Origin of the sequence: Pseudomonas sp. Pseusp16, from assembly GCF_047324915.1 — a bacterium.
Lineage (GTDB): Bacteria > Pseudomonadota > Gammaproteobacteria > Pseudomonadales > Pseudomonadaceae > Aquipseudomonas > Aquipseudomonas fluorescens_CD.
In genome coordinates, this window is sequence record NZ_CP168522.1 from 5994920 (window position 1) to 6018441 (window position 23522).

Sequence of the window (23522 nt, forward strand, 5' to 3'; positions counted from 1 at the left end):
GCTTTGGCTCTGTGCTGTTGCGGCGCGGAGTATCGCATAAGTGGGCGCGTAGTTCGCCTGCTGTTTATCGACAGGCACAAACTCTTTCCATGAATCTGCTCAAATCGTTGGCCGCCGTCAGCTCTATCACGATGCTTTCCCGGATTTTGGGGTTTGTTCGAGACACCCTCATCGCACGCGCATTTGGCGCGGGAATGGCGACTGACGCCTTCTTTATCGCCTTCAAATTGCCCAATCTGCTGCGGCGGATCTTTGCCGAAGGGGCGTTTTCCCAAGCGTTCGTGCCGATTCTTGCAGAATACAAAAGCCAGAAGGGCGAAGAGGCGACGCGAACCTTCATCGCTTATGTCTCGGGCCTGCTGACGCTGGTGCTGGCGCTGGTCACGGTATTGGGCATGATCGCTGCGCCGTGGGTCATCTGGGTGACCGCGCCGGGTTTCACCAACACCCCGGAAAAATTCGAACTGACCTCCAGTCTGTTGCGGGTGACCTTTCCATACATTCTGCTGATTTCCCTGTCGTCGCTGGCCGGTGCAATCCTCAATACCTGGAACCGCTTTTCGGTGCCAGCCTTCGTGCCGACCCTGCTGAACGTCAGCATGATCATCTTTTCGGTGTTTTTGACGCCGTACTTCGATCCGCCCGTAATGGCGCTTGGCTGGGCGGTGCTGGTCGGCGGCCTGGCGCAGTTGCTCTATCAGCTGCCGCACCTGAAAAAGATCGGCATGCTGGTGCTGCCGCGCCTGAACCTGCGCGACACGGGTGTCTGGCGGGTGATGAAGCAAATGCTGCCAGCAATCCTTGGTGTCTCGGTGAGCCAGATTTCGCTGATCATCAATACCATCTTCGCTTCGTTCCTGGTTGCCGGCTCCGTGTCGTGGATGTATTACGCCGATCGCTTGATGGAGTTGCCGTCCGGCGTGCTGGGCGTGGCACTGGGGACGATTCTGTTGCCGACCCTGGCCAAGACCTACGCCAACAAGGATCGTCACGAATACTCGCGCATCCTCGATTGGGGCCTGCGTCTGTGCTTCGTGCTGGTATTGCCTTGCGCCCTGGCGCTGGGGATTCTGGCCGAGCCGTTGACGGTTTCGCTGTTCCAGTACGGTCAGTTCGATGCCCATGATGCGGCCATGACCCAGCGCGCGTTGATCGCCTATTCCGTCGGTTTGCTCGGGATTATCGTGATCAAAGTGCTGGCGCCGGGCTTTTATGCGCAACAAAACATCCGTACACCGGTAAAAATTGCGATTTTCACCCTGGTGGTGACCCAGCTGTTCAACTTGATGCTGATCGGACCGCTGGCTCACGCGGGCCTGGCCTTGGCGATCAGCGCCGGTGCCTGCCTCAATGCCGGATTGCTGTTCTATCAACTGCGCAAGCAGCAGATGTACCAGCCGCAGCCGGGCTGGGCGAAGTTCGCGCTCAAGCTGGTGGTCGCGGTGGCAGTGATGTCCGCGGTACTGTTGGGGGTGATGCATTTCATGCCGGCCTGGGATCAAGGGCATATGCTCGAGCGCTTCTTGCGTCTGGGGGCGTTGGTGGCGGCGGGTGTGGTGGCTTATTTCGGCATGTTAGTGTTGATGGGCTTCCGTTTGCGCGACTTCAATCGCAAGGCGCTGGGCTGAGGTTCTGGCCTCGATAAACACGGGCGAGCCGGCGGTTTTGTCGGCTCGATCACTTTGGGTTACGGTGTTGCCTGTCGTCGGCCGCCGGGTGTGGTTATAATCGACCACTTTATGAGCAAGAAGCGCGTTATGCAGCTGGTTCGAGGCCTCCAAAATCTGCGCCCCCAGCATCGGGGCTGTGTCGCCACTATTGGCAACTTTGACGGTGTACACCGTGGCCACCAGGCTATCCTGGCGCGCCTGCGTGAGCGTGCGCTCGAGTTGGGCGTGCCCAGTTGCGTGGTGATTTTCGAGCCGCAACCGCGAGAGTTCTTTGCTCCGGAGACTGCGCCAGCCCGTCTGGCCCGTCTGCGGGACAAGCTGCAATTGTTGGCTGCCGAAGGCGTCGACCGTGTTCTGTGCCTGGCTTTCAACCAGCGCCTGAGCAAGCTCAGCGCCAGCGAGTTCGTCGATACCATTCTGGTGGATGGCCTTGGCGTCCAGCACCTGGAGGTCGGTGATGACTTCCGTTTCGGCTGTGACCGCGCGGGGGATTTCGATTTCCTGCAACAGGCTGGCATCCTTCAGGGGTTTACCGTCGAAGCGGCGCAAACCGTCGAACTCGATGGCATCCGGGTCAGCAGCACGCAGGTCCGCAATGCCCTGGCCGCCGCGGATTTCGCCTTGGCCGAACGGCTGCTTGGGCGGCCGTACCGGATCGCCGGTCGCGTATTGCATGGCCAGAAGCTCGCTCGGCAGTTGGGTACGCCCACCGCCAACATACAACTCAAGCGTCGTCGCGTGCCGTTCACCGGGGTTTACCAGGTGGATATCGAGATCGACGGCAAGACCTGGCCCGGCGTCGCCAATATCGGCGTGCGGCCTACGGTTCAAGGTGATGGCAAAGCCCACCTGGAAGTGCATCTTTTAGATTTTGCCGGCGATCTGTATGACCGGCGTTTAACGGTGGTTTTCCACCACAAGCTGCGTGAAGAGCAGCGTTTCGCCTCTCTGGAGGCGCTGAAAACGGCGATCAACGCGGATGTCGCCGCCGCCCGTGCACTAGCCGCACCTAGCGCCCATCGCTAATGAAGAGCCTTAAATGACCGACTATAAAGCCACGCTAAACCTTCCGGACACCGCCTTCCCAATGAAGGCCGGCCTGCCTCAGCGCGAACCGCAGATTCTGCAGCGCTGGGACAGCATTGGCCTGTACGGAAAGTTGCGCGAGATTGGCAAGGATCGTCCGAAGTTCGTCCTGCACGACGGTCCTCCGTACGCCAACGGCACGATTCACATCGGTCATGCGCTGAACAAGATTCTCAAGGACATGATCATCCGCTCGAAGACCCTGTCGGGCTTCGACGCGCCTTATGTTCCGGGCTGGGACTGCCACGGCCTGCCGATCGAGCACAAGGTCGAAGTGACCCACGGCAAGAACCTGGGCGCGGACAAGACCCGCGAACTGTGCCGCGCGTACGCCACCGAGCAGATCGAAGGCCAGAAATCCGAATTCATCCGTCTGGGCGTGTTGGGCGACTTCGCCAACCCGTACAAGACCATGGACTTCAAGAACGAGGCCGGCGAAATCCGCGCCTTGGCCGAGATCGTCAAGGGTGGCTTCGTGTTCAAGGGCTTGAAGCCTGTGAACTGGTGCTTCGACTGCGGTTCGGCCCTGGCCGAAGCGGAAGTCGAGTACGAGAACAAGAAGTCCTCGACCATTGACGTGGCGTTCCCGATTGTCGATGAAGCCAAACTCGCGGCCGCGTTCGGCCTGCCATCGCTGGCCAAGCCTGCTTCGATCGTGATCTGGACCACCACCCCGTGGACCATTCCGGCCAACCAGGCGCTGAACGTTCACCCGGAGTTCAACTACGCCCTGGTCGACGTTGGCGACAAGCTGCTGGTGTTGGCTGAAGAGCTGGTCGAGTCGTGTCTGGCGCGCTATTCGCTGGAAGGCTCGGTGATCGCTACCGCCAACGGTTCGGCGCTGGAACTGATCAACTTCCGTCACCCGTTCTACGACCGCCTGTCGCCGGTATACCTGGCCGACTACGTTGAACTGGGCGCCGGCACCGGTGTGGTTCACTCCTCTCCGGCCTACGGCGTGGACGACTTCGTGACCTGCAAGAAATACGGCATGGTCAACGATGACATCCTCAACCCGGTACAAAGCAACGGCGTTTACGTACCGTCGCTGGAGTTCTTCGGCGGCCAGTTCATCTGGAAGGCCAACCCGGCCATCGTCGACAAACTGACCGAAGTCGGTGCGCTGCTGCACACCACCGTCATCGAACACAGCTACATGCACTGCTGGCGCCACAAGACCCCGCTGATCTACCGCGCCACCGCGCAGTGGTTCATTGGCATGGACAAAGAGCCAGTCAGCGGCGACACCCTGCGTGTACGTTCGCTCAAAGCCATCGAGGAAACCAAGTTCGTTCCGGCCTGGGGCCAGGCGCGCCTGCACTCGATGATCGCCAACCGTCCGGACTGGTGCATTTCCCGTCAGCGCAACTGGGGCGTGCCGATCCCGTTCTTCCTGAACAAGGAAAGCGGCGAACTGCACCCACGCACCGTCGAGCTGATGGAAGAAGTTGCCAAGCGCGTTGAAGTCGAAGGCATCGAAGCCTGGTTCAAGCTGGATGCCGCCGAACTGCTGGGCGATGAAGCACCGCAGTACGACAAGATCAGCGACACCCTGGACGTCTGGTTCGACTCGGGGACCACCCACTGGCACGTCCTGCGCGGTTCGCACCCGATGGGCCACGAAACCGGTCCGCGCGCCGACCTGTACCTGGAAGGCTCGGACCAGCACCGTGGCTGGTTCCACTCGTCGCTGCTGACCGGTTGCGCCATCGACAACCACGCACCGTATCGCGAACTGCTGACTCACGGCTTCACCGTCGACGAGTCCGGCCGCAAGATGTCCAAGTCCCTGGGCAACGTGATCGCGCCGCAGAAAGTCAACGACACCCTGGGCGCCGACATCATGCGTCTGTGGGTCGCCTCGACCGATTACTCGGGTGAAATGGCGGTTTCCGAGCAGATCCTGCAGCGCAGTGCGGACGCCTACCGGCGTATCCGTAACACCGCGCGCTTCCTGCTTTCGAACCTGACCGGCTTCAACCCGGCCACCGACCTGCTGCCGGCCGAAGAAATGCTGGCACTGGACCGTTGGGCCGTGGACCGTACCCTGCTGCTGCAACGCGAGCTGCAAGAGCACTACGGCGAATACCGCTTCTGGAACGTGTACTCGAAGATCCACAACTTCTGCGTGCAGGAGCTGGGCGGCTTCTATCTCGACATCATCAAGGATCGCCAGTACACCACTGGCGCCGACAGCAAGGCCCGCCGTTCGTGCCAGACCGCGCTGTTCCACATCTCCGAAGCGCTGGTGCGCTGGATCGCGCCGATCCTGGCGTTCACCGCCGACGAACTGTGGCAGTACCTGCCGGGCGAGCGTAACGAGTCCGTCATGCTCAACACCTGGTACGAAGGTCTGAGCGAACTGCCGGAAGGCTTCGAGCTGGATCGCGCGTACTGGGACCGGATCATGGCAGTCAAGGTCGCGGTCAACAAGGAAATGGAAATCCAGCGTGCGGCCAAGGCTGTCGGTGGCAACCTGCAAGCCGAAGTGACGCTGTTCGCCGAAGACGCGCTGACCGCCGACCTGGCCAAACTCAGCAACGAACTGCGCTTCGTGCTGATCACTTCGACCGCCAGCGTTGCACCATTGGTGCAGGCACCGGCCGATGCCGTGGTCACTGAAGTCAGCGGCCTGAAGCTGAAGATCGTCAAGTCGAGCCACGCCAAGTGCGCCCGTTGCTGGCACTGCCGCGAAGACGTCGGCGTGAACCCGGAGCATCCGGAAATCTGCGGCCGTTGCGTGGATAACATCAGCGGCGCTGGCGAGGTCCGTCACTATGCCTAATGCCGTTGGCCGTTTTGGACGGCTGAGCTGGCTCTGGTTGAGTTTGCTGGTACTGGTCATCGACCAGGCCAGCAAGTTCTACTTCGAAGGCAAGCTCCAGATGTACCAGCAGATCGTAATCATCCCCGATTACTTCAGCTGGACCCTGGCCTACAACACTGGTGCGGCGTTCAGCTTCCTGGCTGACAGCTCCGGCTGGCAGCGCTGGCTGTTCGCGTTGATCGCTGTCGTGGTCAGTGCGGTGCTGGTGGTGTGGCTCAAGCGTCTGGGGCGTAACGAGACCTGGCTGGCGGTTGCGCTGGCACTGGTGCTCGGCGGCGCGCTGGGCAATCTGTATGACCGCATTGCCCTGGGCCATGTGATCGATTTCATTCTGGTGCATTGGCAGAACCGCTGGTATTTCCCGGCGTTCAACTTTGCCGACAGTGCTATCACTGTAGGCGCTGTCATGCTGGCACTGGATATGTTCAAAAGTAAAAAGACCGGAGAAACCGTTCATGACTGAACAGGTATTGGCTGAGCAACGCATCGGCCAGAACACGGAAGTCACCTTGCATTTCGCATTGCGCCTGGAGAACGGCGACACGGTGGACAGCACCTTCGACAAAGCCCCGGCGACCTTCAAGGTCGGTGACGGCAACCTGTTGCCAGGTTTCGAAGTAGCCCTGTTCGGTTTCAAGGCCGGTGACAAGCGTACACTGAGCATCGAGCCGGAAAACGCTTTCGGCCAGCCTAACCCGCAAAACGTGCAGGTCATCCCGCGCTCACAGTTCCAGGACATGGAGCTGTCGCCTGGCTTGCTGGTGATCTTCAACGATGCGGCCAATACCGAGTTGCCGGGCGTGGTCAAAGAGTTCGACGATGCGCAAGTGACCGTCGACTTCAACCACCCGCTGGCGGGCAAGACGCTCACCTTTGATGTGGAAATCATTTCCGTCAAAGCGTTGTAACTGCTTTTCTGTAGGAGCGAGCTCGCTCGCGATGATCGTTAACGAATGCGCGTTCTTCTGGAAGAACGCGTTGTCCTTTAGTTTTTCGCGAGCAAGCTCGCTCCTACAGGGCAAGACACGAGGCTCAGCATGCAAATCAAACTCGCCAATCCCCGTGGCTTCTGCGCCGGTGTGGACCGGGCGATCGAAATCGTCAACCGCGCCCTGGAAGTCTTCGGGCCGCCGATCTACGTGCGCCATGAAGTGGTCCACAACAAATTTGTCGTCGAAGACCTGCGCTCCCGTGGTGCAGTTTTCGTCGAAGAACTGGATCAGGTGCCGGACGACGTCATCGTGATCTTCAGTGCCCACGGCGTGTCCCAGGCCGTGCGCAGCGAAGCGGCTGGCCGTGGACTGAAAGTGTTCGACGCCACCTGCCCGCTGGTCACCAAGGTCCACATCGAGGTGGCGCGCTACAGCCGTGACGGTCGTGAATGCATTCTCATCGGCCACGCCGGTCACCCGGAAGTCGAAGGCACCATGGGCCAGTACGATGCCAGCAATGGCGGCGCGATCTACCTGGTCGAAGACGAGAAAGATGTCGCGGCGTTGCAGGTGAACAACCCTGAAAAGCTCGCCTTCGTGACCCAGACAACCTTGTCGATGGACGACACCAGTCGTGTTATCGACGCCCTGCGTTTACGCTTCCCAGCCATCGGTGGACCGCGCAAGGACGACATTTGCTACGCCACGCAAAACCGTCAGGACGCGGTCAAGCAACTGGCCGACGAGTGCGACGTGGTGCTGGTGGTCGGCAGCCCGAACAGCTCCAACTCCAATCGCCTGCGCGAATTGGCAGAACGCATGTCCACTCCGGCCTACCTGATCGACGGTGCCGAAGACCTGCAAAAGAGCTGGTTCGACGGTGTCGAGCGTATCGGTATCACCGCTGGCGCCTCCGCCCCGGAAGTCCTGGTGCGCGGAGTGATCGAGCAGTTGCAGGCCTGGGGTGCCACTGGTGCCGATGAACTGGCCGGTCGCGAGGAGAACATCACGTTCTCGATGCCTAAAGAACTGCGCGTTCGCTCGTTGCTCTGAGTTTCTTCCTTTCTTCGCATAATGCCTGCTCAGCCTTGTCGCTGCGCAGGCTGACGCGACCGGTCCGAGCCAACACCACTTGATGCTGGCTCACCGGTTCGCGGACTTTGCAAACGTGTAATGTCCCTCCAAACAGTGGTTCACCCTGACCTCTGAATCGTATAAAGCTTTCGACCGGACCGTTCCCCACAATCGGCACGCGTGCGCCGCTCTGGCGTTCGGCCAACAGTGGGTTGGCGCTGTCCATATCCCCCTTGCCGCTGATATCCAGAATGATCCGCCAGCCCTGGCTCCAGTCGCCATTGATGCCGTGAATCACCACGGCCTGGTTGCGGACGATGGCTTCGGTTCGGGCGGTGCGAATACCGCTGAAAAGAGCCTGTGCCGCTTGCTCTCTCTGGTTTGACTCGATCAGCGTTGCGAACGCCGGACTGACCAGTTGCAGAACAATTCCTGTAATTGCCAGTCCCATGAGCAGTTCGATCAGGCTGAAGCCGTGTTGCCGCATGACATCTCCCTCCGTGGCGTGCTGTGGCTCGCGCAATCCCTGCGCGAGAAATGGCATCACATACGTAGCGCATCACTCGAATTGTGCCGCGCAAGAGCAGGTATAGCCGAAGGAAACAGAAGGCCCCGATGGATCATCGTACAAAAGGTTTCACGTTGATCGAGTTATTGGTCGCGATCGCGATCCTCCTGATTCTGCTGACTCTGGCTGTCCCGGCGTTTACCCGCTCGATGCAAACGACGAGGGCTGATACTGAAATCGCTGACCTGCGACGAGCCCTGAATTTTGCCCGACTCGAGGCCATCGATCGGGGCAATACCACACGGGTGCGTCCGACGGCAGGAGGGGATGCCTGGAGTGGGGAGCTGGCGGTTTACGACGGTACTGGCGCTTTAGCCAAAGTATTGCGGGTTGTTCCGGCGATGAGCAGCGGCGCAACTCTGGCGCTAACCTCGGGCGTGACTGCCATCGATTTCAACAGTACGGGCGGATTGTCATCACCGTCCTCAGAGGTGGTGATCAGCTATGGGCGGGGAGCTCAAAGCCGGACGCTGAAAGTGTGTTTGAACGGACGAATTCTATTGGGCGGAAGTTGCGGATGAGGATAGGAAACCAAGGCCCGCAGGAGGGCATGACGCTGGTCGAAGTCCTGGTGGCATTAGTCATTCTGGGAGTGGGGTTGTTGGGGGCCGCGGCGTTTCAGCTCAATGCGCTGAAGTATACGGACAGTGCACGCATGACCAGTCAGGCCAGTTTTATCGCCTACGACATGATGGACCGCATTCGCGCCAACGCCGCAGCGGACTACACCATCGCGCCGCCAGCTACGGGCAATCCGGGTGTTGCCCGGGATCAGGACCTGTTTGACTTCAATACCAACATTGTCAGCTCACTCGGCGCCACCGCGACGGGCAGTGTCACCGTCAATCAGCAGGTGTACACCATCACGATTACCTGGGACGACTCACGGGCTGCGAACGCTGCCGACTCGCGGCGCAGCTTCGTCCTGAGCAGCCGCACGGCCATTGACCCGGTGGTGACCCCGTGAGTCGCCGCAGCGCAGGCTTTGGCCTGGTCGAGTTGCTGATCGCCCTGGTGTTGAGCCTGATCGTGGTACTGGGCGTGGTGCAGGTTTTCATCGCGGCCAAGAACACTTATCTCAGCCAGAATGCGGCCGCGAACATGCATGAGGACGCACGTTTCGTGTTGAGCAAAATGCTTCAGGAAATCCGCATGGTCGGGATGTTCGGTTGCCTGGAAACGATCATTGATTCAAGTACGAAGGGTGATTTCCATGCCAGTCGGCTAACGCCGATCCGCTGGGACAATGGCAGTCGCAGTTTGACGCTGGTTACGGCGGATATCGGCGGCAATGGCGGCAAACCGGACTGGACCGTGCTTTCCGATTGTCGAAACAATTCGACGGCCTACAGCGACAGCCCGACTCCGGTGGCAGGGCAACTGGTTTTTCCGATACGGCAACTGACTTACAGCTTCAGCAACAACCAGCTGCTTATGAGGGGCGGGAGTGCAGCACCACAGGTATTGGTGAACAACGTAAGCGCTTTTGACGTGAGCTTCGGCCTGGCCAGCACTGCCACTGATCTGGCTGCTTCCCGTTACAGCAGCAACCCACCGAACCCTGCGCTGATTCGTAGCGTTCGCCTGAGCCTGACGCTCATCGATCCGAACCATCGGGTGAGCGATCAAACCTTCAACGCAGTGGCCGCCCTGCGCAACCGCTTGCCATGAGGGAATGCCGATGAACCGTTTTCCCATGGCGTATTACACCCAGCGCGGCATGGCACTGCTGGTCAGTCTGGTGTTCTTGCTCTTGCTGACGCTGATCGGTCTTTCATCGATGCAAAGCGCCACCCTGCAGGAAAAAATGGCCGGTAGCGTCGCCTTGCGCAACCAGTCGTTTCAGAGTGCCGAAGCCGCCTTGAGGGTGGGCGAGAGTGCAGTGCAACGGGACAGTTATGCACTACCCGTTTGTAGCGGCATCGTTCAATGTGCACCACCGTCCGAGTCCTCGACAATCACCGCTGCCGGTTTCAGCGCCGCGTCCGGAGTGACCTGGATTGCATCAGACAACGGCTTTTATGGCGTGCAAAACATCGGTGTCAGCCGAGATGCGGTGAATGTGCCGATCAATACCCCGGCGACGTTGTATCGGGTAACGGCAGTAGGCATCGCGGGTCATTCGCGCAGTGTGGTGGAGAGCATCTATGCGAAGTACTGAGCGATATATCCGGCGGTGGTCACAACTGTTCGGTGTTGTAGCCGCGCTGAACCTGTCGATGGCGGCGCACGCTGCCACGCCACCGGATTCGCCGGCACTGAACCGGCCAACCTGTCTGGCGAATGGCAACTGGTACGGGTTCTACCACAGCAATCAGGGATTGAAAGCCGTCTGCTTGAGGCTGCCCGATGCGATCAGCGTTAAGATGCTCGACAGCAACGACGATGGCGTGGTCGACAGCATCGACAGGCTGTCCGATGGCGTGATCTTTGTTGGAGAGCATTCGACCCAGGACGTCAGCGACAATGGCGGGGCCGTGAACGATTCCACTGGCGACGATACTCCGGGAATGGAAAAATCCGGCGGTAGCCGTCGCATCATGTGGCGACAAATACAGTAAGTGAGAGTTGAGGCATGCGTAGTACCAACCGCGGTTTTACCCTGATCGAAATCATGATCGTGATTGCGATCATCGGGATGGTCATGACCATTGCTGCCCCGAGTTTCACCGAGTACCTGAACAAGGGCCGTCGCGCAGAAGTGGCGGGTCTGCTCTCGGAGCAGGCGCAGATCCTGGAGCGCTTCTACTCGCAGAAAAATGTCTACACCAATGCGGCGGGCCTCAGTGCCGGCAATGATTACTACAGCATCACACCGACCCTGACCGACCAGGCCTTTCTGCTGACGGCGGTGCGCAAGGCTGACTCGAGCATGGCCACTGACAAGTGCGGTGATCTGACCATCACCAACACGGGTGTCCTCGGAATGGTCAACGCAAAATCCGGCCTGACCAGCAAAGACTGCTGGGGGCGCTGAGTTTCCTTTTCGGGTGTCCTTTACATCCTCTGTCTATTTAACGATTGGATCAGAACATGACCAGGCAACAGCAAGTGGTGATTGTCGGCGGCGGAGTGATTGGTTTGCTGACGGCCTTCAATCTCGCCTCCGAAGTGCAAAGCGTTGTGCTGCTGGATCGCTCGAACGTCGGCCAGGAATCGTCCTGGGCCGGCGGCGGCATCGTTTCGCCGCTTTACCCATGGCGCTACAGCCCGGCGGTCACTGCGCTGGCTCACTGGTCCCAGGACTTTTATCCACAACTGGGCGAGCGCTTGTTTGCCGCTACCGGCGTTGATCCTGAGGTGCACACCACCGGTCTGTACTGGCTGGATCTGGATGACGAGGCTGAAGCGCTGGCCTGGGCTGTCCGGGAACATCGTCCGTTGAGTGCGGTGGATATTTCGGTAGTGCACGACGCCGTGCCGGTACTGGGCGCTGGTTTTTCCCGGGCGATCTACATGGCCGACGTTGCCAACGTGCGCAATCCACGTCTGGTGAAGTCACTCAAGGCCGCGTTGCTGGCGCTGCCGAACGTGACGATCCATGAGCAGTGCGAAGTCAGCGGGTTCGTTCGTGACGGCAACAAAGTGGTCGGCGTGCAGACCTCCACAGGTACTGTCCTGGGCGATCAAGTCGTCCTGACGGCGGGGGCCTGGAGCGGTGAACTGCTCAAGCATCTTGACCTGACGCTGCCGGTCGAGCCGGTGAAAGGGCAGATGATTCTCTACAAGTGTGCGGCGGATTTCCTGCCGAGCATGGTCCTGGCCAAGGGACGCTACGCGATTCCCCGGCGCGATGGACACATACTGATTGGCAGTACGCTGGAGCATGAAGGCTTTGACAAGACGCCGACCGGGTCGGCACTGGAAAGCCTGAAGGCGTCCGCGGTGGAATTGATCCCGGCGCTGGCCGATGCCGAAGTGGTGGGGCATTGGGCCGGATTGCGCCCGGGATCTCCCGAGGGCATTCCATATATCGGCCCGGTGCCGGGGTTTGACGGGCTCTGGCTCAACTGCGGGCACTACCGTAACGGGCTGGTGCTGGCGCCGGCGTCATGCCAGTTGTTTGCCGATGTGATGCTGGGCCGGGCGCCAATTATCGATCCGGCGCCTTACGCGCCTGCCGGGCGGCTCAATCCAGTCCCAGCTTCTTGAGCCGGTAACGCATCGACCTGAATGACAGATTCAACCGCTGAGCCGCCGCCGTGCGGTTCCAGCGGGTTTCCTCCAGGGCCTGGAGCAGCAGTTGGCGTTCGACGTTTTCCAGGTAGGTTTGCAGATTGTCGATCCGGGTCAGGTCCGGCAGGCCACCTTCAGCCCCACAATTGCCTTCGGCCAGGCGCAGGTCGCCGGCTTCGATCTGATTGTTCTCACACAGGGTGTGCGCCCGCTCGAGCATGTTTTCCAGTTCCCGCACATTGCCCGGGAAGCGATAGTTTTTCAGCGCATCGAGGGCTTGGGGGTGGAGTCTCGCCGCAGGTTGACCGGTATCGGCGGCCAGGCGCTTGAGCATGTGGCTGGCCAACATTTCAATGTCATCACGACGCTCGCGCAGGGGCGGCACCCGGAGTTCGATCACGTTCAAGCGGTAGTAAAGGTCATGGCGAAATCGCCCGGCGGCGACTTCGGCACCAAGGTCCTTGTGTGTGGCGCAGAGAATGCGCACATCCACCGCCACTTCCTGCTGCCCGCCGACGCTGCGTACGGCTTTTTCCTGAATCGCGCGCAGCAGTTTGACCTGCATTGCCAGCGGCAGGTCAGCCACTTCGTCGAGGAGCAGGGTGCCGCCGTGAGCGGTCTGGAACAGACCGGGTTTGTCTTCGATGGCGCCGCTGAAACTGCCTTTGCGGTGGCCGAAAAACTCGCTCTCCAACAGTTCCGAAGGAATCGCCGCGCAGTTGATCGGAATGAACGGCTGATTGGCGCGGGGGCTTTGATCATGGATCAGGCGCGCGACCAGTTCCTTGCCGCTGCCGGATTCTCCGCTGATGTATACCGTCGCATGGCTGCTGGCCAGTTTGGTGATGTGTTTACGCAGGCTGCGCATGGGCAATGAGTCGCCCAGCAAGCGACGATCGATGCCAACCCCGCGGGCAGGAAGCAGCAGGGCGCTGGTGACCAGTTCACGCAGGCGGGTAAGGTCCACCGGTTTGGTCAGGAAGTCGAATGCCCCGGCCTTGAGCACATCGATCGCGGTTTCTAGACTGGCATAGGCGGTGATCATCGCCACCTGGACCTGAGGATGACGTTGCTGGATGTGCTGCACCAGCTCCAGACCGGTACCATCCGATAATTGCATGTCGGTCAGGCATAAATCGAAGCTTTCGCGTTTCAGCAGGGATTGCGCTTCGCCGATGTTGCGAGCGTTGAACGTCTCCAGTTTCATCCTTCCCAGGGTGATTTCCAGGAGTTCGCGTATGTCCGGTTCGTCATCGACGATCAAGACTTTTTGTCGTGGTCTCGTGTTCAACGTGGGTTCCGTCCGTGAGCAAAGGTCATGCAAAAGCAGCCGCGTTCCTGGCGTGCCTTGAAGTCTAGGCGGGACAGAATGCTTTCGCCCGGCTCGCCGGACAGATATGGCCCCGGGCCCTTGATATGAGGGGCGGGGGCTTCGTTATCGAGTATTTCCAGTGATTTCAGATCGAGCCGTAGCGGCGACATTTGCTCGCGGCGCTGCAGCTGCAGGACGTTTTCGATTACCCGGTTCATTCGCAGAGAGTGGCCTTGAATAATCTGCGTCAGACGTCGATCGACGCCTTTCAGTTCCTTGGGTGCACGCGATAGTCCTCAATCGGCCGTCATTTCGGGTGAGGTGTCAGCGGCCGCTGGAGCCCTTGTCTTGCTCGAGATGAGCCTGGCTGCAATACCACCGTTGGTCGAGGCTCAGCGCGCGGTCACGGGGCAGGTGAACGCCGCAATGGGCGCAACGGACCATGGGCGCCGCTTCCCGCTCGGCAGGGGGCCTGGGGGTGGAAGCCTGCCCCTTGAACTTGCGCCAGAACCATACTGCAGCGGCAATCAGGGCGATCCAGAACAATAAACGAAGCATGGTGAGCTGCTTTTCTGCGGATGATCCGGCAGTTTAGCCAAGGACCTGTCAGGCGCACAGTGCAATAAATCGCTGAAATAAAAAAGGGAGACTCGAAAGTCTCCCTTTTTGCACAACCCGAGTGTCAGTCGAACACGCCGAAGGTCATGTAGCTGAACCACGAACGGTCGCTGTTGTTGCCTTGCGCTTCGTGATCTTCTTCTTCGATCGCGTCGCCATTGGTGTCTTTAGGCCTTAGTTCGGCCGGGATTGCATCCTTGGCGTCCTGGAACTGCTTCTGCACGTCCTGGTTGGCGCGGGTTTCGCCCGGTGGCAGCGGCGGACGGGACTCGATCAGGCCCAGGGTCGCCTTGCTCAGCCATGAACGGTTGTCGGCTTCGGCCACGGTCGGTACGAACTGACCGTCCACCAGTGTCGGGTGGTTCGGGTAGTTGAGCTTCAGGGTTTCCAGGCTGGTGGCAGCCAGATCGTCCAGGTGCAGGCGCTGGTAGGCCTCGGTCATCACCGCCAGGCCGTCGCCGACCGAAGGGGTTTCCTGGAAGTTTTCCACCACGTAACGACCGCGGTTCGCGGCGGCGACATAGGCCTGACGGGTCAGGTAGTAGTCGGCCACGTGAATTTCGTAGGCCGCCAGCAGGTTGCGCAGATAAATCATGCGCTGTTTGGCGTCTGGCGCGTAGCGGCTGTTCGGGAAGCGGCTGGTCAGCTGGGCGAACTCGTTGTAGGAGTCGCGGGCGGCGCCCGGGTCACGCTTGGTCATGTCCAGCGGCAGGAAACGCGCCAGCAGGCCGACGTCCTGGTCGAAAGAAGTCAGGCCCTTGAGGTAGTAGGCGTAATCGACGTTCGGATGCTGTGGGTGCAGGCGAATGAAGCGTTCCGCAGCGGACTTGGCCGCTTCTGGCTCGGTGTTCTTGTAGTTCGCGTAGATGAGTTCGAGTTGCGCCTGATCGGCATAACGACCGAACGGATAACGCGACTCCAGAGCCTTCAGCTTGGCGATGGCGCTGGTGTAGCTACTGTTGTCCAGGTCATTTTGAGCTTGTTGGTACAGCTCGACTTCACTGAGGTTTTCGTCTACGACTTCCTTCGATGAGCAAGCAGCGGTCAATGCGAGGATGGCGATCAGCAGCAGGTGTTTCACTTGCATGGCGGCTTGCGTCCCTATGACGGCCGCTGTCTTGGGCGTGGCCGTCCTGTTATGATGAGTGCCCCGTTGAATAGCCTCGGGGCAAAAGACGCCGTATTTAACCACAAGCGCGCAGCCGAAACCAAAGGCTGTGCCGACGCCTAGTCTGAGCATGTCCGATAAAATTGAACTCCGCGCAGAGGTGCCGTCCGAATTGGGCGGCCAACGCCTCGATCAAGTCGCCGCACAATTATTCGCTGAGCACTCGCGCTCGCGCCTTTCCGCCTGGATCAAAGACGGCCGCCTGACTGTGGATGGGGCGGTTATCCGCCCGCGAGACATCGTCCATGGCGGCGCCATCCTTGAGCTGACTGCCGAGCAGGAAGCTCAGGGCGAATGGGTCGCTCAAGACATTGCCCTGGACATCGTCTACGAAGACGACGACATCCTGGTGATCAACAAGCCTGCGGGCCTGGTGGTGCACCCGGCTGCCGGTCACGCCGACGGCACCTTGCTCAACGCCTTGCTGCACCATGTGCCGGACATCATCAATGTGCCCCGCGCCGGTATCGTGCATCGCCTGGACAAGGACACCACCGGTCTGATGGTGGTGGCCAAGACCATTCAAGCGCAGACGCAGCTGGTTACACAGTTGCAGAGCCGCAGCGTCAGCCGGATCTACGAGTGCATCGTGATTGGTGTGGTGACAGCCGGTGGCAAGATCAATGCGCCCATCGGTCGTCACGGCCAGCAGCGCCAGCGCATGGCCGTGATGGAAGGTGGCAAGCAAGCCGTCAGCCATTACCGCGTACTCGAGCGCTTCCGCTCCCACACCCACGTGCGGGTGAAGCTGGAAACCGGTCGAACGCACCAGATTCGCGTGCACATGGCGCACATTAACTACCCGTTGGTCGGAGATCCCGCCTACGGTGGTCGCTTCCGCATTCCGCCGGCCGCCAACCCGACCATGGTCGAATCCCTGAAAAACTTCCCGCGTCAGGCGCTGCATGCGCGTTTCCTGGAACTGGATCATCCGACCACCGGTAAGCGCATGAGCTGGGAATCGCCGTTGCCGGAAGACTTCGTCTGGCTGCTGACCCTGCTCAAGCAAGACCGTGAGGCGTTCATCGGATGAGTGACTGGCTGATTCCTGACTGGCCCGCGCCGGCCGGGGTAAAAGCCTGTGTTACCACCCGTGCGGGCGGCGTCAGTGTGGCGCCGTTCGACAGCCTCAACCTCGGCGATCACGTCGACGACCGCCCTGAAGCGGTTGCCGAGAATCGCCGTCGTCTTACCGATCATTTCTCCATTCAACCGGCCTGGCTGCAGCAGGTCCACGGCATTGCCGTGGCCCATGCCGACCCAAGCCAGGTGGTCACTGCCGATGCCAGTTGGACATCGACCCCCGGCATTGCCTGTGCGGCGATGACGGCTGATTGCCTGCCGGCATTGTTTTGCGACCGTGCCGGCACTCGCGTTGCTGCAGCCCATGCCGGTTGGCGCGGGTTGGCGGCGGGCGTGCTGGAAGCCACCCTCGACAGTCTGGCGGTTCCCCCTGCCGAGGTACTGGTCTGGCTCGGTCCGGCCATTGGTCCACAAGCGTTTGAAGTTGGCCCCGAAGTGCGCGAAACCTTCGTGCAGCAACTGCCTCAAGCCGCAGAAGCCTTCGTGCCAAGTCAAAACCCCGGCAAGTTCATGGCCGACATCTATATGCTGGCGCGTTTGCGTCTGGCGGCCTGCGGTGTCACGGCAGTCTATGGTGGCGGATTTTGCACCGTGACCGACCCACGCTTCTTTTCTTATCGCCGTGCGCCCCGCACCGGCCGATTCGCCTCCCTTATCTGGCTTGAACGCTAAACTCCTCTGACCTGCGTCAACGTCACGACGCTTGAAACTCCCAGAATCGACCGCATCTATTGTGTTATCTGGCAGGTTTCTTCATTCAGGATGTTTTATAGGTCCGGCCTGCTCAAAAGGAAGGTGACCCATGCGTATAGACCGTTTAACCAGCAAATTGCAGTTAGCGTTGTCCGATGCCCAATCCCTGGCTGTCGGCCACGATCATCCGGCCATTGAACCGGCGCATTTGATGCAAGCCTTGCTCGAACAGCAGGGCGGCTCGATCAAGCCCCTGCTGATGCAGGTGGGCTTCGACGTCAACAGCCTGCGTAAAGAGCTGACCAAAGAGCTCGACCAGCTACCGAAAATCCAGAACCCGACCGGCGACGTGAACATGTCGCAGGATCTGGCGCGCCTGCTCAACCAGGCCGACCGTCTGGCGCAGCAGAAAGGCGACCAGTTCATTTCCAGCGAGCTGGTGCTGCTCGCCGCCATGGACGAGAGCAGCAAGCTCGGCAAGCTGTTGCTCGGTCAGGGCGTGAGCAAGAAAGCCCTGGAAAATGCGATCAACAACCTGCGCGGCGGCGAGGCTGTCAATGACCCTAACCACGAAGAGTCCCGTCAGGCCCTGGATAAATACACCGTCGACCTGACCAAGCGTGCCGAGGACGGCAAGCTCGATCCGGTGATCGGCCGTGACGATGAAATTCGCCGGACCATCCAGGTGCTGCAACGTCGTACCAAGAACAACCCGGTGCTGATCGGTGAGCCTGGCGTGGGTAAAACCGCCATCGCCGAAGGCCTGGCCCAGCGCATCATCAATGGCGAAGTGCCGGATGGCCTCAAGGGCAAGCGCCTGTTGTCCCTGGACATGGGGGCGCTGATTGCCGGTGCCAAGTATCGCGGTGAGTTTGAAGAGCGGCTCAAGGCGTTGCTCAATGAACTGTCGAAGCAGGAAGGGCAGATCATTCTGTTCATCGACGAACTGCACACCATGGTCGGCGCCGGCAAGGGCGAAGGCTCGATGGATGCGGGCAACATGCTCAAGCCGGCCCTGGCCCGCGGTGAGCTGCACTGTGTGGGCGCCACGACGCTCAACGAGTACCGCCAATACATAGAGAAGGACGCCGCTCTCGAGCGACGCTTCCAGAAAGTGCTGGTGGATGAGCCGAGCGAAGAAGACACCATCGCCATCCTGCGTGGCCTCAAGGAGCGTTATGAGGTTCACCACAAGGTGGCGATCACCGACGGCGCGATCATTGCCGCGGCCAAACTCAGTCATCGTTACATCACTGACCGGCAGTTGCCGGACAAAGCCATCGACCTGATCGATGAAGCTGCCAGCCGCATCCGCATGGAGATCGACTCCAAGCCGGAAGTCCTGGACCGTCTGGAGCGTCGCCTTATTCAGTTGAAGGTGGAATCCCAGGCACTGAAGAAAGAAAGCGACGACGCGGCGAAGAAGCGTCTGGAAAAACTGCAGGACGAAATCGCTCGTCATGAGCGTGAGTACTCGGATCTTGAAGAAATCTGGAATTCGGAAAAAGCCGAAGTCCAGGGCTCTGCGCAGATCCAGCAGAAAATCGAGCAGTCCCGTCAGGAGCTGGAAGCGGCCCGCCGCAAAGGCGACCTGAACCGCATGGCCGAGTTGCAGTACGGGGTGATCCCGGACCTGGAGCGCAGCCTGCAAATGGTCGACCAGCATGGCAAAAGCGAGAACCAGTTGCTGCGCAGCAAGGTGACTGAGGAAGAAATCGCCGAAGTCGTATCGAAGTGGACCGGTATTCCAGTGTCGAAGATGCTCGAAGGCGAGCGCGAAAAACTGATGAAGATGGAAAGCCTGTTGCACCAGCGTGTGATCGGCCAGGATGAAGCGGTAGTCGCGGTTTCCAACGCAGTGCGGCGTTCCCGTGCCGGGTTGTCCGACCCGAATCGCCCGAGCGGCTCGTTCATGTTCCTCGGCCCGACCGGTGTCGGTAAAACCGAGCTGTGCAAGGCGCTGGCCGAATTCCTGTTTGATACCGAAGAGGCGATGGTGCGGATCGACATGTCCGAGTTCATGGAGAAACATTCCGTGGCTCGCCTGATCGGTGCGCCACCAGGCTACGTGGGGTATGAAGAGGGCGGTTACCTGACCGAGGCCGTGCGTCGCAAGCCGTATTCGGTGATCCTGATGGATGAGGTCGAGAAAGCGCACCCGGATGTGTTCAACATCTTGCTGCAAGTGCTTGAAGACGGTCGCCTGACCGACAGCCATGGCCGCACGGTGGACTTCAAGAACACCGTGATTGTCATGACCTCCAACCTGGGGTCGGTGCAGATCCAGGAACTGGTCGGTGATCGTGAGGCGCAGCGTGCAGCGGTGATGGATGCGATATCCAGCCACTTCCGGCCGGAGTTCATCAACCGGGTCGACGAAGTGGTGATCTTCGAGCCGTTGGCGCGGGATCAGATCGCCGGCATTACCGAGATCCAGTTGGGTCGTCTGCGCAGCCGCCTGACCGAACGGGAGCTGAAGCTTGAACTCAGCCCTGAAGCCATGGACAAGCTGATCGCGGTCGGTTACGACCCGGTGTACGGCGCACGGCCGCTCAAGCGAGCGATCCAGCGCTGGATCGAGAACCCGCTGGCGCAGCTGATCCTTTCCGGTCGATTCATGCCGGGCGATACCGCTCACGGTGTGGTGGAAAACGACGAAATCGTCTTCGTCTGATCCAGATCGGCAACAAAATTGAAAAGGCCTCGCATAACGAGGCCTTTTTTTCATTAGGCTGTTGAACTCAAAGGAAAAGGCTTGTAAAGTGCGCCCCGCAGTAAGTCACCCGCCAGGGTTTCCGCTCCCCAAGCAGGAATCCAAAATAAGTTGCAAATCATTAACTTGAAAGCAATTTAGGGGGTTGACAGAGGTTCTGAAGATTGTAGAATAGCGCGCCTCAGACACACGAACGCAGCGATGCAAACGGGTTGAAGAGAACGCAGTAAAGCTTCAAAGTTGTAAATTGAAATGTGTAGTTCCGTGATAGCTCAGTCGGTAGAGCAAATGACTGTTAATCATTGGGTCCCAGGTTCGAGTCCTGGTCACGGAGCCAATTTCAAACCGGGGTATAGCGCAGTCCGGTAGCGCGCCTGCTTTGGGAGCAGGATGTCAGGAGTTCGAATCCCCTTACCCCGACCATTTTTGGGTCGTTAGCTCAGTTGGTAGAGCAGTTGGCTTTTAACCAATTGGTCGTAGGTTCGAATCCCACACGACCCACCATTTTTGAAACCAGGTAACACTGGAATCGAATCTTAAGATCAGACGCCAAAAGCTCTGTTCGCAGAAGGCGCCTCTCGAAGGTGCCTTTTTTTTACCGGGGTATAGCGCAGTCCGGTAGCGCGCCTGCTTTGGGAGCAGGATGTCAGGAGTTCGAATCCCCTTACCCCGACCATATTAAAAATCCTCGTATCGAAAGATACGGGGATTTTTTTTGCCTGCGAGAAACTCAGGGTGTCGCAAAACCAGTGTGGGAGCGGGCTTGCTCGCGAAAGCAGTGTGTCAGTCGACATAAATGCTGAATGACATGGCCTCTTCGCGAGCAAGCCCGCTCCCACAAGGGGGGGTTAGTGCAGCTTGAGCCTTGGCTCGGTGCCACGTCCGATCTTGCTACCGAGCATCAGCATCGCCGTGCGGAACGGTCCGTACAACGCCATCTGGTGCATGCGGTACAGCGACACGTAGAACATCCGCGCCAGCCAGCCTTCGAGCATCACGCTGCCGGTGAGGTTGCCCATCAAGTTACCCACAGCCGAAAAACGCGACAGCGAGATCAGCGAGCCGTAGTCGGTGTACTTGTACTCCGGCAGTGCCTTGCCTTCGATGCGTAGTTTCAGCGATTTGGCCAGCAACGAAGCTTGTTGGTGAGCGGCCTGGGCACGTGGCGGCACATTGCGGTCGCTGCCTGGTTGAGGGCAGGCGGCGCAGTCACCGAACGCGAAGATGTTCTCGTCGCGGGTGGTTTGCAGGGTTGGCAGCACTTGCAGCTGATTGATGCGGTTGGTTTCCAGACCATCGATGTCCTTGAGGAAGCCCGGTGCGCGAATCCCCGCGGCCCAGACTTTCAGGCTGGCCTTGATTTCGTTGCCGTCGGCGGTGATCAGGCTGTCCGCCGTCACTTCGCTGACAGCGGCATTGGTCATGACGTTGACCCCGAGTTTCTCCAGGGTTTTATGCACAGGTCCGCCAATCCGCTCTGGCAGCGCCGGCAGGACTCGTGGTCCGGCTTCGATCAGGGTGATGTGCATGTTTTCCGGCTTGATCCGGTCCAGGCCATAGGCCGCCAGTTCATGGGCGGCGTTGTGCAGCTCGGCGGCCAGCTCGACCCCGGTGGCACCGGCACCGACGATGGCCACACTGATTTGCTCGACCGTGTCGGTCTGACCGGCGTGAGCCCGCAGGTAGTGGTTGAGCAGTTGCTGGTGGAAACGCTCGGCCTGTTTTCGGGTGTCGAGGAACAGGCAGTGTTGTGCGGCGCCCTGGGTACCGAAATCGTTGGTGGTGCTGCCGACGGAGATTACCAGCGAGTCGTAAGGCACTTCGCGGGCTGGCACCAGTTCCATACCGGTTTCGTCATAGGTGGCGGCCAGCTGGATTTTTTTCTTCGCGCGATCGAGTCCGCTCATGCGCCCCAGCTGGAACTCGAAGTGGTTCCATTTGGCCTGGGCGACATAGTTGAGTTCGTCTTCGGAAGAGTTCAGGGAACCGGCCGCCACTTCGTGCAACAACGGTTTCCAGATGTGGGTCAGGTTCGCGTCGACCAGCATCACACTGGCCGTGCCACGCTTGCCCAGAGTCTTACCCAGACGGGTAGCCAACTCCAGACCGCCGGCGCCGCCGCCAACGATGACAATACGATGAGTCATGGGGATATCTCGCAAGGCTAAAAGAAATCGGTGCAATTACCCGAGCGAGCGCAAGGCAGCTCATAGCGTCAGGTAACTGATAAGGCGGCTCAACAGGCCCAGACCAATGGTCACTGCCAATACCAGTACAAGGAGCATCCACGGCCGGAAAGGCCGGCGCTCGACTTGGTGCTGGGACAACTGCAGGTACTCTTCGACATGCTTTTGGTCGTCGGGGTTCAGGCGGCTGGTCATAAAGGCCTCGTCAGGTAGACGTAGCTAAATGTGTAGAAGCTACAGGCTGATTTAACGAACGTTGAACGGAGCATAGCCGCTGTCCGCAAGGGGCTCGACGCTCACCGTATCGTCCAGGCGAATGATTCCACTTTGTAACACTCGGGCAGTGATTCCGCCATGTCCGCGCACGGCCTGAAAGGTGCCGATGCCCAGGTTGCTTTCAAGACGCGCGCAGGGCTGGCACCAGCCGGTGGTTTCGAACGTTGCCTGGCCAATCCGGAAGCGGCGGCCCTTGAGGCTGAACAGATTGATGCCACTGATAACGAGATTGCGCCGTAGATCTTCAGGCCTGACCGGATGATCGTGCGCACGCCCCATCAACGAACTGATCACCGCCAGGTGCTCCCACTGAATCAGCGTGACCTGCCGCGCATTGCGCACGCCGGGGCGGGCGTGGTCGCCGGTCAGGCCGGCCTCGAGGCGCGCTTCCACGGCCTCGAGTGCAAGCATCGGCGAATGTGATTGCGGGCGCACGCCGATCCAGCGTACGCGTCCTTGTTGCGGCACCTCGGCGATCAGTTCCTGCAACGGGCTCACAGGCTGATCCCGACGTCAAAAACAATGCTGCGCCCCAGGTTGCTGCGCAAGAAGTCCGGGGCATCCGGGTGAGCGAACAGAACGCGGGCAAATGTCGGCCCGACCAATGACAGCGAGCGCCAGCCCTGGCGCAGGTATTCGGTCGGCGGCGGGAAATGGCTGTTGAGATCCAGCACTTCGCGTTTGAGGCTGGCGAAGGCAATGATGTCCAGTTCACCCAGATCCATGCCGCGTTCTTTGTAGTTGTGCGCTTTTTTGCGCAAGGTCGGCGCCAATCGCAGCAAGAATTCGTTGGCGGGGATGCGTCGTGGCTTGGCCTCGCGGCGCACCAGTTGGCTCAGGGAAAACGCGCTGCGCCGGCGTTGCAGTTCGTCGCGCCATTCATCGTTGAGGCGCCGGCCTTCGTCGAGCACGAAGAACACCTCGAAACTGGCATCGCGAAACAACACATCCGGTGGCTCCCCGGCGGGGGTGAATTCATCGGCACGATAGGGAATGTTCAAGCCTTGCAGCAGGCGCTGGCAAACCCAACGCTCACGCTCCCATTTGCGGGCGTTGGACAGGAACGCGTTGGCTTGCTCGGCCGCGATGGTCAGCAGGCGTAAATAATCTGAGTCATCCATAGGCCCAAGCTTAGCGTTC

General features: G+C 59.7%; 24 protein-coding genes, 4 tRNA genes and 1 pseudogene. 20 read left to right on the top strand and 9 right to left on the bottom strand.

What is annotated here, in order from left to right; translation table 11 throughout:
• Positions 1-89 precede the first annotated feature (89 nt).
• The 6 genes from murJ (at position 90) to ispH (ending at position 7568) form a co-directional block, all read left to right on the top strand.
• The gene (gene murJ / locus ACEN8Q_RS27230; protein ID WP_413426241.1) at positions 90-1628 is read left to right on the top strand and encodes a murein biosynthesis integral membrane protein MurJ; all 1539 of its coding nucleotides are present in this window, start codon (positions 90-92) and stop codon (positions 1626-1628) included.
• Between the two features lie 129 nt (positions 1629-1757).
• Positions 1758-2696, top strand: coding sequence for a bifunctional riboflavin kinase/FAD synthetase (gene ribF / locus ACEN8Q_RS27235; protein ID WP_413426239.1), 939 nt, complete (start codon positions 1758-1760; stop codon positions 2694-2696).
• A 13-nt stretch (positions 2697-2709) separates the two neighbouring features.
• Entirely contained in the window at positions 2710-5541 is a 2832-nt protein-coding gene (ileS, locus tag ACEN8Q_RS27240) for an isoleucine--tRNA ligase (protein ID WP_413703991.1), read from the top strand.
• Positions 5534-6046, top strand: a complete 513-nt coding sequence (lspA, locus tag ACEN8Q_RS27245; RefSeq protein ID WP_007970932.1) for a signal peptidase II — start codon at positions 5534-5536, stop codon at positions 6044-6046. Before ileS ends, lspA begins: the two co-directional genes overlap by 8 nt.
• Positions 6047-6053: 7 nt before the next feature.
• Positions 6054-6491 (top strand): FKBP-type peptidyl-prolyl cis-trans isomerase, encoded by a 438-nt coding sequence (fkpB, locus tag ACEN8Q_RS27250; RefSeq protein WP_413426275.1) that lies wholly within the window; start codon positions 6054-6056, stop codon positions 6489-6491.
• 129 nt (positions 6492-6620) lie between these two features.
• The gene (gene ispH / locus ACEN8Q_RS27255; RefSeq protein ID WP_413426235.1) at positions 6621-7568 is read left to right on the top strand and encodes a 4-hydroxy-3-methylbut-2-enyl diphosphate reductase; all 948 of its coding nucleotides are present in this window, start codon (positions 6621-6623) and stop codon (positions 7566-7568) included.
• Here ispH and ACEN8Q_RS27260 read toward each other — a convergent pair.
• Positions 7537-8076, bottom strand: a complete 540-nt coding sequence (locus tag ACEN8Q_RS27260) for a GspH/FimT family pseudopilin (protein ID WP_413426273.1) — start codon at positions 8074-8076, stop codon at positions 7537-7539. The two genes, ispH and ACEN8Q_RS27260, sit on opposite strands and share 32 nt — an antisense overlap.
• A gap of 128 nt (positions 8077-8204) precedes the next feature.
• Between ACEN8Q_RS27260 and ACEN8Q_RS27265 the strand changes: the two genes are divergently transcribed.
• Genes ACEN8Q_RS27265 through thiO form a run of 7 tightly spaced genes read left to right on the top strand, consistent with a single transcriptional unit; the run spans position 8205 to position 12309 of the window.
• The gene (locus ACEN8Q_RS27265) at positions 8205-8678 is read left to right on the top strand and encodes a GspH/FimT family pseudopilin (RefSeq protein WP_413426233.1); all 474 of its coding nucleotides are present in this window, start codon (positions 8205-8207) and stop codon (positions 8676-8678) included.
• The gene (gene pilV / locus ACEN8Q_RS27270; RefSeq protein ID WP_413426231.1) at positions 8675-9124 is read left to right on the top strand and encodes a type IV pilus modification protein PilV; all 450 of its coding nucleotides are present in this window, start codon (positions 8675-8677) and stop codon (positions 9122-9124) included. Before ACEN8Q_RS27265 ends, pilV begins: the two co-directional genes overlap by 4 nt.
• Positions 9121-9828: a PilW family protein gene (locus tag ACEN8Q_RS27275; RefSeq protein ID WP_413703992.1), complete on the top strand. Its 708-nt coding sequence runs from the start codon at positions 9121-9123 to the stop codon at positions 9826-9828. Before pilV ends, ACEN8Q_RS27275 begins: the two co-directional genes overlap by 4 nt.
• 10 nt (positions 9829-9838) lie before the next feature.
• Positions 9839-10318 (top strand): PilX N-terminal domain-containing pilus assembly protein, encoded by a 480-nt coding sequence (locus ACEN8Q_RS27280; RefSeq protein ID WP_413703993.1) that lies wholly within the window; start codon positions 9839-9841, stop codon positions 10316-10318.
• Positions 10305-10718, top strand: coding sequence for a hypothetical protein (locus ACEN8Q_RS27285; protein WP_413703994.1), 414 nt, complete (start codon positions 10305-10307; stop codon positions 10716-10718). The genes ACEN8Q_RS27280 and ACEN8Q_RS27285 overlap by 14 nt, the downstream gene beginning before the upstream one ends.
• 14 nt (positions 10719-10732) lie before the next feature.
• Complete coding sequence (locus tag ACEN8Q_RS27290) at positions 10733-11134, top strand: type IV pilin protein (protein ID WP_413426223.1); 402 nt, start codon at positions 10733-10735, stop codon at positions 11132-11134.
• A 56-nt stretch (positions 11135-11190) separates the two neighbouring features.
• Positions 11191-12309 carry a glycine oxidase ThiO gene (gene thiO / locus ACEN8Q_RS27295; protein ID WP_413426221.1) on the top strand — a complete coding sequence of 373 codons (1119 nt, stop codon included), beginning with the start codon at positions 11191-11193 and terminating at the stop codon, positions 12307-12309.
• Here the strand turns inward: thiO and ACEN8Q_RS27300 are convergent.
• The 4 genes and pseudogenes from ACEN8Q_RS27300 to ACEN8Q_RS27315 all read right to left on the bottom strand — a co-directional run bounded on the left by ACEN8Q_RS27300 (position 12287) and on the right by ACEN8Q_RS27315 (position 15350).
• Positions 12287-13624, bottom strand: a complete 1338-nt coding sequence (locus tag ACEN8Q_RS27300) for a sigma-54-dependent transcriptional regulator (RefSeq protein WP_413426219.1) — start codon at positions 13622-13624, stop codon at positions 12287-12289. The genes thiO and ACEN8Q_RS27300 overlap by 23 nt on opposite strands.
• A pseudogene (locus ACEN8Q_RS27305) lies at positions 13621-13938 on the bottom strand (hypothetical protein); the annotation flags it as partial. The pseudogene ACEN8Q_RS27305 and the gene ACEN8Q_RS27300, both read right to left, overlap by 4 nt.
• A 31-nt stretch (positions 13939-13969) precedes the next feature.
• Positions 13970-14203, bottom strand: a complete 234-nt coding sequence (locus ACEN8Q_RS27310) for a PP0621 family protein (RefSeq protein ID WP_322614893.1) — start codon at positions 14201-14203, stop codon at positions 13970-13972.
• A 124-nt stretch (positions 14204-14327) separates the two neighbouring features.
• On the bottom strand, positions 14328-15350 hold the full coding sequence (locus ACEN8Q_RS27315) for an outer membrane protein assembly factor BamD (RefSeq protein ID WP_413426215.1): 1023 nt from the start codon (positions 15348-15350) through the stop codon (positions 14328-14330).
• 151 nt (positions 15351-15501) lie between these two features.
• Here ACEN8Q_RS27315 and rluD point away from each other — a divergent pair, with 151 nt between their 5' ends.
• The 7 genes from rluD (at position 15502) to ACEN8Q_RS27350 (ending at position 20596) form a co-directional block, all read left to right on the top strand.
• Entirely contained in the window at positions 15502-16464 is a 963-nt protein-coding gene (gene rluD / locus ACEN8Q_RS27320) for a 23S rRNA pseudouridine(1911/1915/1917) synthase RluD (protein ID WP_007990414.1), read from the top strand.
• Complete coding sequence (pgeF, locus tag ACEN8Q_RS27325) at positions 16461-17186, top strand: peptidoglycan editing factor PgeF (RefSeq protein ID WP_413426213.1); 726 nt, start codon at positions 16461-16463, stop codon at positions 17184-17186. The genes rluD and pgeF overlap by 4 nt, the downstream gene beginning before the upstream one ends.
• A 130-nt stretch (positions 17187-17316) precedes the next feature.
• On the top strand, positions 17317-19881 hold the full coding sequence (gene clpB, locus ACEN8Q_RS27330; protein ID WP_413703995.1) for an ATP-dependent chaperone ClpB: 2565 nt from the start codon (positions 17317-17319) through the stop codon (positions 19879-19881).
• A gap of 300 nt (positions 19882-20181) precedes the next feature.
• Positions 20182-20257 (top strand) — tRNA-Asn (locus tag ACEN8Q_RS27335).
• Between the two features lie 9 nt (positions 20258-20266).
• Positions 20267-20343 (top strand) — tRNA-Pro (locus ACEN8Q_RS27340).
• A 5-nt stretch (positions 20344-20348) separates the two neighbouring features.
• Positions 20349-20424, top strand: a tRNA-Lys gene (locus tag ACEN8Q_RS27345).
• Between the two features lie 95 nt (positions 20425-20519).
• Positions 20520-20596 (top strand) — tRNA-Pro (locus ACEN8Q_RS27350).
• Between the two features lie 172 nt (positions 20597-20768).
• Here the strand turns inward: ACEN8Q_RS27350 and ACEN8Q_RS27355 are convergent.
• From ACEN8Q_RS27355 to ACEN8Q_RS27370, 4 genes are read right to left on the bottom strand one after another with little or no spacing between them, the layout of a single operon-like run.
• Positions 20769-22067 (bottom strand): NAD(P)/FAD-dependent oxidoreductase, encoded by a 1299-nt coding sequence (locus tag ACEN8Q_RS27355; protein WP_413426347.1) that lies wholly within the window; start codon positions 22065-22067, stop codon positions 20769-20771.
• A 60-nt stretch (positions 22068-22127) separates the two neighbouring features.
• Entirely contained in the window at positions 22128-22301 is a 174-nt protein-coding gene (locus ACEN8Q_RS27360; protein WP_007970531.1) for a DUF3094 domain-containing protein, read from the bottom strand.
• Positions 22302-22352: 51 nt separating this feature from the next.
• Positions 22353-22880: an MOSC domain-containing protein gene (locus ACEN8Q_RS27365; RefSeq protein WP_413426343.1), complete on the bottom strand. Its 528-nt coding sequence runs from the start codon at positions 22878-22880 to the stop codon at positions 22353-22355.
• Positions 22877-23503, bottom strand: a complete 627-nt coding sequence (locus tag ACEN8Q_RS27370; RefSeq protein ID WP_057400461.1) for a DUF1780 domain-containing protein — start codon at positions 23501-23503, stop codon at positions 22877-22879. The genes ACEN8Q_RS27365 and ACEN8Q_RS27370 overlap by 4 nt, the downstream gene beginning before the upstream one ends.
• Between the last annotated feature and the right edge of the window lie 19 nt (positions 23504-23522).

Bases quoted from the DNA above. Each gene is read 5' to 3' on its own strand.
- murJ (WP_413426241.1), top strand. From the start codon at position 90: ATGAATCTGCTCAAATCGTTGGCCGCCGTCAGCTCTATCACGATGCTT.
- ribF (WP_413426239.1), top strand. From the start codon at position 1,758: ATGCAGCTGGTTCGAGGCCTCCAAAATCTGCGCCCCCAGCATCGGGGC.
- ileS (WP_413703991.1), top strand. From the start codon at position 2,710: ATGACCGACTATAAAGCCACGCTAAACCTTCCGGACACCGCCTTCCCA.
- lspA (WP_007970932.1), top strand. From the start codon at position 5,534: ATGCCTAATGCCGTTGGCCGTTTTGGACGGCTGAGCTGGCTCTGGTTG.
- ispH (WP_413426235.1), top strand. From the start codon at position 6,621: ATGCAAATCAAACTCGCCAATCCCCGTGGCTTCTGCGCCGGTGTGGAC.
- ACEN8Q_RS27260 (WP_413426273.1), bottom strand. From the start codon at position 8,076: ATGCGGCAACACGGCTTCAGCCTGATCGAACTGCTCATGGGACTGGCA.
- ACEN8Q_RS27265 (WP_413426233.1), top strand. From the start codon at position 8,205: ATGGATCATCGTACAAAAGGTTTCACGTTGATCGAGTTATTGGTCGCG.
- pilV (WP_413426231.1), top strand. From the start codon at position 8,675: ATGAGGATAGGAAACCAAGGCCCGCAGGAGGGCATGACGCTGGTCGAA.
- ACEN8Q_RS27280 (WP_413703993.1), top strand. From the start codon at position 9,839: ATGAACCGTTTTCCCATGGCGTATTACACCCAGCGCGGCATGGCACTG.
- ACEN8Q_RS27285 (WP_413703994.1), top strand. From the start codon at position 10,305: ATGCGAAGTACTGAGCGATATATCCGGCGGTGGTCACAACTGTTCGGT.
- ACEN8Q_RS27290 (WP_413426223.1), top strand. From the start codon at position 10,733: ATGCGTAGTACCAACCGCGGTTTTACCCTGATCGAAATCATGATCGTG.
- thiO (WP_413426221.1), top strand. From the start codon at position 11,191: ATGACCAGGCAACAGCAAGTGGTGATTGTCGGCGGCGGAGTGATTGGT.
- ACEN8Q_RS27310 (WP_322614893.1), bottom strand. From the start codon at position 14,203: ATGCTTCGTTTATTGTTCTGGATCGCCCTGATTGCCGCTGCAGTATGG.
- ACEN8Q_RS27315 (WP_413426215.1), bottom strand. From the start codon at position 15,350: ATGCAAGTGAAACACCTGCTGCTGATCGCCATCCTCGCATTGACCGCT.
- rluD (WP_007990414.1), top strand. From the start codon at position 15,502: ATGTCCGATAAAATTGAACTCCGCGCAGAGGTGCCGTCCGAATTGGGC.
- pgeF (WP_413426213.1), top strand. From the start codon at position 16,461: ATGAGTGACTGGCTGATTCCTGACTGGCCCGCGCCGGCCGGGGTAAAA.
- clpB (WP_413703995.1), top strand. From the start codon at position 17,317: ATGCGTATAGACCGTTTAACCAGCAAATTGCAGTTAGCGTTGTCCGAT.
- ACEN8Q_RS27355 (WP_413426347.1), bottom strand. From the start codon at position 22,067: ATGACTCATCGTATTGTCATCGTTGGCGGCGGCGCCGGCGGTCTGGAG.
- ACEN8Q_RS27360 (WP_007970531.1), bottom strand. From the start codon at position 22,301: ATGACCAGCCGCCTGAACCCCGACGACCAAAAGCATGTCGAAGAGTAC.
- ACEN8Q_RS27370 (WP_057400461.1), bottom strand. From the start codon at position 23,503: ATGGATGACTCAGATTATTTACGCCTGCTGACCATCGCGGCCGAGCAA.